The following is a 12,326-nucleotide window of genomic DNA, read 5'->3' as shown; positions in this document are numbered from 1 at the left end:
TCAAATTAAGAACAATATCGCCTTTCCGCCATATTCCTCCCAATGCGGAAGATCAATACTCGAAGCTTCGTTCGCGCGACCCGGTCCACGACGCGCGATATCAACCGGCAGATCCTGCTGAATCTCGTCCGCGAGCATCAGCCGATCTCTCGGGCCGACCTCGCGCGCCGCATGCGCGTGGGCCGCGGCATGGTCACGTCCCTCGTCGGTGAACTGCTGACCGACGGTTCGATCTATGAGGGCACGACGGTCGACGCGCCGCGCGGCCGCCGCCCGATGATGCTCTACGTCCGCACCGCCGACCGATTCGTCATCGCGATCGACGTTCGATTCAGCCTCACGTACCTGATGCTGACGGATTTCAGCGGTAATCCATTGGCGATGGAAACGTTTGAGACCGTCGTAGATCCGGAGGGGTTGGTCAGCAAGCTTGCTCGACTCATTCCACGACTACTCAAGGCGCACAATGCCACCGGGAAGTGCAACGGGATCGGGCTCGTGGTCCCAGGCATGGTCGATCAGCGCAATGGACGCGTGCTGAACGCCCCGCAGCTCGGCTGGCGCGACGTCGATGTCCGCGACGCCCTCGCCAAGGCGACGGGGTTTGACGTTCAGATCGAGAATGCGCCGATCGCATGCGCGCTTGCCCATATGTGGCTGGGCAAACGCGGCGACGACGCTCCTCGCGACTTCGTCTACGTCACTGTATCCGACGGTGTCGGTGCCGGCGTCGTGGTGAACGGCGAGGTAGTTCGCGGCCATAACAACTCCGCCGGCGAATTTGGGCACGTCCCGATCGATCCCGCCGGACCACCGTGCTTGTGCGGAATGAAGGGATGTCTCGAAGCGTATACGTCGAACCTTGCGACGCTGTCGCGATATCTCGGACGCCAGTTCTCACCGAGCGAAGCGCGTGTACTGCTCCACGAGTCGGGGCTGACGATCGCGGATGTCATTGCGCGGGCCCGCAACGGCGAAGCAAACGCGATCGCCGCGCTCGAGGAAACAGCGCGACATCTAGGAGGCGGATTGGCGGTGATCATCAACACGCTCAATCCCGCGCAAATCTTTGTCGGCGGCGAAATCACCGAAGCGTGGGACCAGCTCTCACCCGTCATTGCACGCGTCATTGGTGAACGAGCGCTGACGAAGCAGGCGGCGGACACGCCGCTGATTCCCGATCCTGCGAATACCTATCCTCGACTTCGAGGGGCGACGGCGTTGGTCGCGGCACCGCTGTACGCGGCCCCCCAGGTGGCGTAGCCGACTTCGGGCGTACCTTTCTGTTGCGTGCGATCACGGTGTCCGACGCGCTTGGCTGCGCGACGGTGCCGCTGAAAACGATCAGCGAATCGATCTTTGCCAGAAACGCCGGGCCGACGCCCGTCACCCGCCGAAAACCATCGCGCGTGACGAACGGCCCGCGGAGCGTTCGATCGACCACTATGCGTCGCGCCATCGTGGAACTCACGCCAGGCAGCGCGTCGATCTGCGTTGCGGTGGCAACGTCGACGTCCAGCTTCCCATTGATGTAGCCGCGTCGGTCGAGGGCCCCCGTTGGCGCCTGAGACAGGGCGCTATCTCGAGGCTGGGCTTTGGCACCGCCCGAGTGGCCGCTCGCCCTACCGCGTCCGCGACCGCCACGGCCACCACGTCCCGAGCCTGCCGTGCGGCCCGCGCGCGCCGACGAGTCCGCGGCTTGCGTCTGTCGATCGAGTTCGGGCTGCGCAGCGGCAGCGGGCGCACTGCTGGCCCTCACCACGCGCACACCGGCACCGAGTACCGCAACCGCACCGAGAAACACGAGTGCTCTATGATCCGGACGCAGAGACATGGCGCGAAGCTACGGGATGTCGTAGAACATCCCCCACCGTTCGATTGCCTCGATCAGCCAACGATTGCCCCCGGAAGCGGACATCCTCGGAGAGATCTCAGATTCGGAGAGCTGTGACGCACTTACACCGATCGTTTGGAAAGCTTTACGCGAAACGCATCGCACTCGGCGTCGCGCTTGCAGCGCTGTCGGCCGGCGCCGTAGCTGCGCGGCGCATGCCCGCGCGACCGACGTACGTCGACATCACGTGGATGTCCGTCACGAACATGTACTATCAGATCGGGGATCAGAGAATCCTCACCGACGGATATTTCACGCGGATTCCAAAGGACGCCTTCTTCGGCGGCGGATCGGGCGCCGCGCAAACCAACCGGCGTTTTACGCCCGACACGGCTGCGGTCAAGCGCGTGCTCGACGCGCTCGGCGGACCGTCGAGCGTCAATCTTCTGCTGACCGGCCACAGCCACTTCGACCACTCGTTCGACACCGGACTCTGGTCCGCGCTCACCGGCGCGAGAGTGATTGGGTCGAAGACGACCTGCTTTCAGGTCGAAGCCCAGCGCATACCGGCAAGTCGATGCCGCGCCGTGAATGGCGGCGAACGCATCGTCCTCGGCGACGGCGTCACGATGTACGTCGTACGCTTCAACCACAGCGGTGACCCAGCGAAGAATCCCGACCAGCACAACGCCGTCGAGCTCGACGCGCCGCCGCGACCGGATGCGACCGGCGGACTGCGCCCGGGCTTGGCCGAGGACTTTCCGAACGGCGGCGGGAATCGCGCATTTCTGTTCGTCGTCGACGGCGCTGACGGCCGATTCAGCTGGTTCTTCAACAACTCAGCGAGTGCGGTGGATCTCGACGTGCCCATTGTCATCGACGGGCACGACTACGGTGCGCCGATCGAGAATCTGAAGGCCGCGCTCGCAGCGGCGAAGTTGCAGTCAGTCGATCTCTGGATCGGCGCGGGTGGCGCGCCAATCGCGGAGCGCCTCGTCCCGGTGCTTCGCCCACGAGCTTACATCCCGGTACACTGGGACGATTATTGGGTCCCGTTCGCCGCCGGTGTACTGCGTCCGTACGCGGACTCCGCCGCCGAGCGGATTCTGACGGCCTCCAATGTGCGACTGATCAAACCCCTACAGTACATGGACAAGTGGCGACTCGACCGTACAGGTGTACGGTCTCTCGACAATGCTGCTGTAAAACGAGCGCTCGGCTTCTGAGCGCGCTATTCTTCGCCCCATGATCCTTCACGCGAGATCGCTCATGAAGTCGATGTCCTTCGTCGCCCTCCTGTCGTCGTTCACGCTCGCGGCGTGTGGTACGCCAGCGACCATTCCCACGACGATTGCGAGTCCGCCACCGCCGGTGGCCTCGACGCCTACCGTCAGCGCGCCGACTCCTACGGCGTCGACGATCGTACCCGCCGTCAAACTCGCCGAGGCGCCAAGAAACTGGCAGCTGCTCGATGAGTCGATCGATCACATCCCTGGCATCAGCGCCGAACGCGCGATGAAGGAATTGTTGGCCGACAAGACGCCCAAGCGCACGGTGCTCGTGGCGATCATCGACAACGGCATCGACACCGCGCACGTCGACCTCAAGGCGAATCTCTGGACGAATCCGAAGGAAGTTGCCGGGAACGGCAAGGACGACGACAACAACGGGTTCGTCGATGACATGCACGGCTGGAATTTCATCGGCGGCCGTGACGGCAAGGATGTGGACTTCGACACGTTCGAAGTCACGCGCGAATACGCGCGTTGCCACGCAAAGGCCGCCGCAAGCGGAGCACCTGCAATCACCGACGCCGACCGCTGCAAGAAGATCGACTCTGATTATCTGGAGCAGCGCAACAAGATCCAGGGCGCGGCTGACAACTACCGGAAGTACAACCAGGTAATGCAGCAGATTGTGCCGGCGTTGAAGCAAGCAGTTGGCGGCGACCTGACGCTGGAGCGCGTCCGCGCCTACACGCCGACAAATCCGCAGCTTACGCAGGCGCGTCAGATCTACATCGAATTCGTATCGCAGGGCGCAACGCCCGAAGCGTTGGCCGAAGGGCTGCAGACGTTCGAGGGACAGTTGAAGTACAGCCTCAACGCCGACTACGACTCGCGCACGATCGTGGGCGACCACTACAACGATCCGTCGGAGCACCACTACGGCAACTCCGACGTCATGGGTCCCGACGCGAAACATGGAACACACGTGGCGGGCATCATCGGCGCAGTGCGCGGAAATGGCGTCGGTATCGACGGTATCGCCCCCGCAGTGAAGTTCATGATGATTCGTACCGTGCCGAACGGCGACGAGCGCGACAAGGACGTGGCGAACGCGATTCGTTACGCAGTCGACAATGGCGCTCAGATCATCAGCATGAGCTTCGGCAAGGCGTATTCACCGTACAAAGCCGCGGTGGACGATGCCGTGCGCTACGCCGACTCCAAGGGCGTGCTGATGGTGCACGCCGCGGGCAACGACGGCGAGGATCTCGGCAAGGGTAAGAACTTCCCAACGCCGGTGTATCTCGACGGCGGACATCCGCAGCACTGGATCGAAGTGGGCGCGTCGTCGTGGAAGGGTGGCGACGATCTCGCCGCAAACTTCTCGAACTACGGCAAGAACGAAGTCGACGTATTCGCGCCTGGCGTGGACATTCTCTCGACGATCCCCGGCAACAAGTATGAGCGCGACAGCGGCACGAGCATGGCCGCACCAGTCGTGAGCGGACTCGCCGCGTTGATCATGGATTACTACCCGAACCTGACCGGCGCCGATGTGAAGAAGATCATCATGGCGTCCGCCTCACGGCACACCGATCAGAAGGTCAAGCTTCCGGGCAAAGACGACGAGAAGGTGAACTTTGGCTCGCTATCCGTGACGGGCGGTATCGTGAACGCGTACGCCGCGCTCCAGATGGCCGAGCAGATGAGCAACGCGAAGACGCGGCCCTGATCAAAGGTCACAGGTCTCTGGTCCATGGTCCCAGGGGGAAAAGCAAAAGGCGGGTCCGCAATGGATCCGCCTTTTGCTTGCTGTTCCCCAGAGACCTCAGACCAGTGACCAGAGACCTCCTATTTCACCTCAGACCAGAGACCTATCACTTCACCAACGTCGCCGCCACGTCGCCAACAATCTGTAGGCTCTGCGTCGAGATCTTGTCCATCGTGTCCTGACTCGTGTGATGGTAGTCAGGGCTCGCATGCGTAAAGCCGGTGTGGTTCGACGGCAACGGTCCGTACTGAATGTCGAGCAAGTCGATCACGCGCAGACCTTTCTTCTGCAACGGCAGATGATCGTCGGTGACTGCTTCGCCAACTTCGCTCGGGAAATAGCGGCTGTAGCCCAATTCCCCAGCCGTGTCCCACACTCGGCGAACCACTTCGGGCGCGTTCTGGACGGAGTTGGCTTCCTGATAGATCTGGAGATCGGCGTCGCCAATCATATCGAACAGAACGCCGTACAGCGGCTTGTAGTCGGGCGACGGCAGGTGGTTCGCGAAATACTGCGATCCGAAAAGCGCGTCCGGGTATGCACCAGAGCTGTCGGCGTCGAACGAGCCCCAATCTTCGCCGTCAACGAAGAGCAGATCGATGCCGACTGATGGTGGCGTCTTCTTCCACAGATCGGCGAGGGCGACAAACAATCCCACGCCCGAGGCGCCGTCGTTAGCGCCGGGGAACGACTGCGCTCTCTTGCCGAGGTTCGAATCGTTGTCGGCCGTCGGGCGCGTGTCCCAATGCGTGAGATACAAAACGCGCTGCGTGGCGGACGGGTTGATGCGCGCCAGAATGTTGCGCATCGGAAGCTTGTCGCCCTTCGGCGTGGTCTGCGTCCAGCTCTGCACGATCACGCTGTCGGAGCGCTTCTTCATTTCCGCGATGATCCAGTCACCGGCTTTGTCGTGCGCTGGCGTGCCAGGCACACGCGGTCCGAAATCGACCTGTGCCTGCGCATACGCCAGGGCAGCCTTGGCGTCGAACGCAGTCTTGGGACCCGAGAAGCGCGACGTCACCTTGTCGCAGCCGGAGGCCAGGACCAGCGAGGTGAGGAGAACCGGAAGAACGGGCATTCGCACAGGAAAGTCTCGTCAGAGAATAGGGTAAAGCTTAGCCGGGTCAGCCGCCGAGCGCAGTATCACGAGTCCTGGCGGTAAACGCCCGCCGCGGGGCTACTTCCCCGCCCCGAAGAACTGGATCTGAAACGCCGTCGAGAAGACGGTGTACGCGAAGCGCCGGTTGAGGTTGTTGTCGAAGGTCACGATGTGCGACCCATTCAGTGTCAACACCACAAACTCGTTGATGTTCGAATCGGCGGTCAGCGTAAAGGCCTGCCGGCCGTTGTCCTGCAGCCGAGCGCGAACACCGCCGTTCTCGTCGAAGACCGATGTGGTGTTGTGAGTTTGCTGATAGCTGATGCGCGCACGCAAGTCGTCGTGAATGCCAAGCTGCCAGCTCGCCGGAACAAAGAACACTCGGCCGGCATCGAGACTGAGGTCGTTGCCTCGCGTGCGGGCGACGCTCCCAGGGAGGCTGTCGATCCGGCGCGTGAGCGCAAACTTGGCGCCAGTGCTCAGCCGCCCGCGACCTGCCCAGGCAATCGAGCCGGCAAGTGGGAAGCTCTCGATGTTGGTATGCCGGATCTCGGCAGGCGCGTCATCGGCGAGGCTCGGGAGCGACACGTTGGCATCGCTGCGCACGTACCCGGCGCTCGCATCGACGTTCGACAGAACTCCGGTGAGATACGACGGCCGATACGCCCAGCGGAGCGCCACGTCGGGAAACTGTCGCTGCGAACCATCGACGCGCGCGGGACTCGCATCCATGCGATCGATCCAGTTCGCGGTCGTCGTGCGACTGAAGCGATTCACCAACGATGCGCCGAAGGGAAGCAGCAGCGATCCCGACGCACTCAGAACGCCGGTCTGGCCAGCGGTCGTCGCGGTTGTACCGCTCACAGTGCGAAATGCGGCCGGTCCACCGAGTCCGAACTGGAGGCTCAACGGCGCGTCGACGGCGGCGGCGTCCAGGGCCGTCAGCAGGCTGCGCGTATACGACACGTCGATCGGCGAGAAGCGATTGCCCAATCCACGCACGAAAGTCGAATCGCTCGTGTGCAGCAGGACCGCACGCGCAATGTCGATCGACGTACCGACGCTGGACGTTTGCGCCGCAGTGAGGCGTCGCGGCAACGTGAGCGACGACGCAAAGGAGAGCGAATCGCGCGCGGCCAACACGCTGTCGACGCCCACGACACCCGGCAGCTGAATGAGTGAACGGTCATTCGGATCGCGCAGCATGTTGTACTGCGTGCCCACTTCAGCACGCGGCCGGAGCCACGACGAGAACGACGGTTGCCACGAGACGCTCGTCAGCATGGACCGTTCGCGTTCGAATCCGGCGTTAGCACCTAGCACGCTCTGACGCTCGCGCGTCGCGACGGCGGTGAGCGCTGTGGTGTCGCCGTAGTCGCGAAGGTCGCGCACGGACTGGACTTCCCAGCGCGCGGTAAGCCCGCCGGTCGGACGGAACTCCAAGACACTACCGTTGCGCCACAGGCGACTCAATGCGTTGCTGACCGACGGTTGATCGTCGATCGCATCGGCCGGCTTGATGAATGACACTCGACGATCCGTGGATCGAACCATGCCGCTCGTGATGCGAAACTGCGTCGGATTCCAGCGGAAGGCGTTGCCGCCAAGCGCGCCGTTGCTCCAGCCGGGCAGGTAGAACACGCGTGTACTGTCGTCGGCGACGAGATAGTCGAGGGCGAACGAGAAATTGCGCGCGTTCCCGTCCTGATACTCGGTTCGATCCACGCCACTCACATAGCTCGTCGTCGCGGACAAATTGTTCACCAACGTGCCGAGTATTCCGGCGTTCATCGGCGTGCTGCGACGGACGGTGAGCGAATAGGTGGTGATGTCGTTGCGCGGCTTTCGCAGGCCGGGAATACCTGCGCCGGGAATATCCGTCTGCGACAGATACAGCGGATCGTTCGCCAACGACGCCTTGTTGATCGTAAGCGGAAGGGCAAGGCCAAGCCCGCGCGGCAACATGCGATCGAGATTGATCGTGCCAACGATGTCGACGTTGCGCTCCGACAGGAACGTCGGCTGCTCACCAAGCTGGCGAAACTGCGGATCGCGATTGCCCACATTGACGCGAATGTCGCCGAGGTCGGCGGCATTGAGTCCGAACGTCACCTGACCGGCCATGCCGCTCGCGTTCACGGGGCGCGCGAGTCGAATGTCGTCTACCCAAAGTTCGAGCGTGTCGCCGGGAAGAATGGCCGACGTGCCGCCGGTAGCGCCGGTCCGAATGAACCCGACCGCGAGTTCCTGCACTGCGGCAAGGTTCGGCGCTGTGACCGCGGGATCGACGGTGTACACCATGTAGCCGTTGTCGCACGCCGCGAAACGATGTGAGACGACGCCGATGGGCAGCGGCGACGCCGCGATGATCGCCGAGTCGCTGCCGGTGCAGGTGATCGACTCCTTCTTACCCGCGAGATAATCCGTCTGAATCTTCTTTCGCAGGCTGATGAATCGGCTGAAGTCGATCGGCAAGTCGGTCCACGCCGCGGGAGTGGATCCATTGCTGATCGGCGAGCGATACATGTAGAAATTGTTCTCATCGCGTCCGACCTTCACGAACATCTGAAGATCGCCGTTCTGCCCCCAGCCGTTCCCGCGTCCTCGGCCCCACACACGCAACTGTTGAAAGCCCTGGTAGAACTGCGGCCCCGACGGAAAGCGGAAGTAGGCCTCGGCGCGATGGTAGAGCGGGAGATTTCCAGCCTGAATGCGCATTGAGCGTTCGTTGATCGGAATGCGAACCGATCCGAACTGCGCGCCCTTGATGTCTGCCTCGTTGACGACGCCCGGCGGCGGTTGATAGACGAGCGTGGCGCTCGAGTCGTTCGTTCCAATCGCCGACGTGATGACGAAGCCGCCGTCGGCACGAATGCCGCCCACACCGGCGAGCGTCGAGGTCGAGCGATTGAGCCAGGGCGCGCCGGTAACACGGAGCTCAGCGAGTGGCAGCTGTGTTGGCTCGTCGTCGCTCTGCCCGGCGCCTGAAACGAGCGTAAGCCGCAGCGCGCGCATGCGACGACGGTTGGCGGCGTTGAGTGAATCCGTCGGTGTCTGGAACGGAATGCTGATCAGGGCCCAGCGGCGCGTGCGTTGTTGAAACGCACCGCGCACGAGGACGGAATCGGTGACCGTGCCGCCGAGGCGCTTGTACACGCCCGACTGGCTCAGGTCGACGACGTAGCGTAGCAGACGTTCGCTCTCACGCTGCGAATTGCGGAAGTTCATCGCGTTGTCGAGATCGATGTCTTCCTCATCGAGCCGGAAGTTTCCGTACGTACAGTTGGCGCGTGGATCGCCAAGCACCTCGAGGGCGCCGAGCGTTCCGCGGCACACGTGCGCGTTGTACTCACGTCGCACCGACGCGCCGTCGATCACGACGAGCGAGTCGACGACGTCGCCGGGGAGTCCCTTGTCGTTGACTTCGTAGTTGAACGCGTGCGAGAACGGATCGCGCTCGGTGTTCAACGAATCGAAGCCCTGCAGCTTCTTTCCCGTGAAGACGCTGTCGATCGTCCCGTTCGAATTGTGCTTGACAGTCAGCGTCTCGGGCGAGAAGACGAGCGAGTTCTCGGAGATGTCGCCGAAGTCGAAAATCAGTGTCCCGTTCTTCTTGCTGCCGGCGATGGTCGTATCGAGGAGCGTCCAGAATTCCAGGAATTGACCTTGTGACAGATCGATACCAGCAGGGCTGAGCACCGTGCGAATCGAGCGGAAGCGCCGGCCGGTTGGCGCCTGCGCAACGGTCCAGTCGTACTGGCGCGTCGTGTGGTTGAACTGTCCCGCTTGGCCAGTTGGGAGCAGCGACAGCCACAGCACTGGTTCATTCGGCTCGAAGCCCGTTCCAATGAGCGCGGTGAGTGGATCGATGCCACTCTGTTTGAAGACGATCGCGCCGCCGCCGTTCGCCGAACGAGCGTTCGTCTGCCACGCGAGCGTCGCGGCGCGATTCGGCTCGAACAGGCCGGCACCGAATGAACGCAGCGAATTTCCGTAAGCGGGCAGGCTGCTGTAGTACCAGGCAATGTCGGCGAGCGGAATGCTCGTGCCCCCACTGCCGTCGAATCCTTCGACGAAGGCCTCGCCCGAGCCACGCGCGCCGAATTGCGGATGGCTGCTCGCGAGTTCGCCTGCGAGAGAAATGTGCGATTCAACATTCGAGTTTCCGAATGGCAGCCGCCCAACGAGTCGCGACAGTGCAGGCGCCGACCAATTGAACTGGCCACTCACGCCGGTCGTCAGACTCGACGAGCTCTGGAAACCCAGCTGCGGCCGCGTGGCCGCAGTGCCCTGCGATTGGTTAACCGCTGTGAAATTGAGAACGCCGTGGCTCACCGGGAGCTCGGATACGATACCAGCGAAGGTCGTCGACGCTGACGCGTAGCCCGGATTTTCCTCGTACCGAACATCGACCTGGCGCTGCTCGCGAAAGAGCGTGTCGGGCCGCATGAAGTCGATGCGGCCGAGATCGTAGTCGATCTTATAGTCGAGATCGCGCGTGAGTACGCGCTTGTCGAGCACCACACGCTCCGAACCGGGACGCATCTGCGTGGCGCCGAGCGTGAGCGAACCTGGCTCGTCGGCAATCGCCGTGGCGTACTGCAGGCGAAGGCGATAGACCGATGCCGGATGCTGCGGCGAGAACAGATACTCGCCGGGCGTGGTGTAGAGGAGTTCGTTGGTGGGATTGCCCGACGTCACGAGGCCGCCGCCCGCTGAGCCTCGCTCGGCGAATGGGCGCAACGACGGAAAGACCAGGAACTGATCGCGAATGACCTGCGCGAGCCCGAGCGACAGCGGATTGCGCGCATCCGCGGCACCAATCCCCGTGTTGAATGCGTCGCCGAGACGCGGCCAGATTCGGTTGTTGTAGTCGAACTCACCCGAATTCATCGACTGCGACAGGCCGAGCATCTGCAGGAACGTCGCGTCGGAACCGGCGATCGGGTGCTCGAGCTGGCCGCTACCCGTGATGACGCGCACCCGCGTAGAGCTGCGAACGAGCTCGGCGCCCGCAATACGGTACACCGAGCGAATTTCGCGACGGAACGCCGGCGCCGTCGGGCTCAGATTTGGTTCCCAGACGAGATTCGCGATCTGCGGACGCGCGCGGACGAGACGATCGTCCGGCGTTCCACCCGTGTTCGTCCACACCGTGTCGCGCCCGCGAAGCTTCACGTTGTAAGCGACGACAAGCCGCTCGTTCGATTCGATGAGCGGGCGCACGAGCGCGATCCAGAGCTGCGACGGATCGAGATAGTAATCGACGCCTTCGCGCAGCAGATCGTATGTCTGCGCGCCGCCACTGCTGTCGCCCTGGATGCGGAACTGTGGCCCGTTGGGGTTCTGCGGCTGGGCGCCAAACTGGAGGCGGTACACGAGCACGCGCGTTGGACGCAGCGTATCGGGCAGCGCGTTGCGCAGTGACCTGAGCTGCGCGCCGTTGAGGATATCGATATTCGGATACGCTCGGCCGAACAGCGCCGGATCGACGGTGAAGAAGAAGCGTCGCGGTTCGATCTGGCGGTCTTCGACTTCGCGGTCCGAGGGCTGCTGGCTTCGCGAGCCCATCGTGTAATGCCGGTCCTGGACGACGTTGCCCGTTTGGCGGGCGAAGATCGAGCGAACCTGCAGATTGCCGAACTGGTTGACGGCCTGAAGGCCGTAGTTTCCCGCGGGCAGCGAGGGCGTGATGAAGCGCGACGCGGGCGGCGCAAAAACAATGTTGCCGACATCGACACGTTGGAGGTGCGACCCGGGCTGGCCTTGGTACGACAGCGAGAACGCGTTGGACGCGTCGAACTCGCGCTGCATGTCGTAGTCGATGTTGACGTTCACGCGGCCGATCATGCCCGACGCCTTGATCGCGGCCTTTGCGTCGAAGGCGGGAATGAACCCGCCGCGACAGCCCGTGAGAGCGTTGACTTGAGCGTTCTCGACCGTATTGCAGCTCAGATTACGGTCGCGCTCGCCTTTGGCCTCGGTCCGCAGGCTCAGCTGGATCGGCAGGTCGTCGATCCCCGGAATTCCGAGGACGTTGGGAGGGATCGCCCGGTGGGTGCTGTCGGTGTCTGCCGCGATCCGCCTCGTTACGACCCGGCGGGTGGAGTCCGATACTTTCGAGGTATCCCGCGGCGGTGTTTGTGCATACAATAGCGCCGGCGCCAGCAGCGCGCACAGGACGAGCAGCGGTGTTGAGCAGAGACCGGGGGAGAACCGCACGAAACCCTACAGGTGGGGTAAGAGCCCGCGAACGGGCCACTGCCGGACGTCCTGCAAATCTGCCGGCGCCACGTGCCACTGGCCGGCACAAGGCAAGCCTTGTATCAGGAGGGTGGCCGGTGGAATATACAGGCCGGGCACGGCCGTACAACCCTGTGGAGCGCTTGAAGT

Annotated in this window: 5 protein-coding genes and 1 pseudogene; 3 read left to right on the top strand and 3 right to left on the bottom strand. The window is 63.1% G+C overall.

Features of this window, described 5'->3' with window-relative positions; all coding sequences use genetic code 11:
• Positions 1-42 precede the first annotated feature (42 nt).
• Positions 43-1,263 carry an ROK family protein gene (locus AC6H4Z_RS05215; protein WP_497545677.1) on the top strand — a complete coding sequence of 407 codons (1,221 nt, stop codon included), beginning with the start codon at positions 43-45 and terminating at the stop codon, positions 1,261-1,263.
• Between the two features lie 145 nt (positions 1,264-1,408).
• Here AC6H4Z_RS05215 and AC6H4Z_RS05210 read toward each other — a convergent pair.
• Positions 1,409-1,834: pseudogene (locus tag AC6H4Z_RS05210) on the bottom strand (ComEA family DNA-binding protein); the annotation flags it as partial.
• 113 nt (positions 1,835-1,947) lie between these two features.
• Here AC6H4Z_RS05210 and AC6H4Z_RS05205 point away from each other — a divergent pair.
• On the top strand, positions 1,948-3,060 hold the full coding sequence (locus tag AC6H4Z_RS05205) for an MBL fold metallo-hydrolase (protein WP_497545676.1): 1,113 nt from the start codon (positions 1,948-1,950) through the stop codon (positions 3,058-3,060).
• 19 nt (positions 3,061-3,079) lie between these two features.
• Positions 3,080-4,795, top strand: a complete 1,716-nt coding sequence (locus AC6H4Z_RS05200; RefSeq protein ID WP_497545675.1) for a S8 family peptidase — start codon at positions 3,080-3,082, stop codon at positions 4,793-4,795.
• A 145-nt stretch (positions 4,796-4,940) separates the two neighbouring features.
• Here the strand turns inward: AC6H4Z_RS05200 and AC6H4Z_RS05195 are convergent, their stop codons facing one another.
• Together AC6H4Z_RS05195 and sov are read right to left on the bottom strand one after the other, a co-directional pair.
• Complete coding sequence (locus AC6H4Z_RS05195; RefSeq protein WP_497545674.1) at positions 4,941-5,912, bottom strand: M28 family peptidase; 972 nt, start codon at positions 5,910-5,912, stop codon at positions 4,941-4,943.
• Positions 5,913-6,011: 99 nt separating this feature from the next.
• Positions 6,012-12,155, bottom strand: a complete 6,144-nt coding sequence (sov, locus tag AC6H4Z_RS05190) for a T9SS outer membrane translocon Sov/SprA (RefSeq protein WP_497545673.1) — start codon at positions 12,153-12,155, stop codon at positions 6,012-6,014.
• Positions 12,156-12,326: the final 171 nt, after the last annotated feature.

Source organism: Leucogemmata humicola (assembly GCF_055379415.1).
This window is presented reverse-complemented; position numbering and strand designations above follow the sequence as displayed.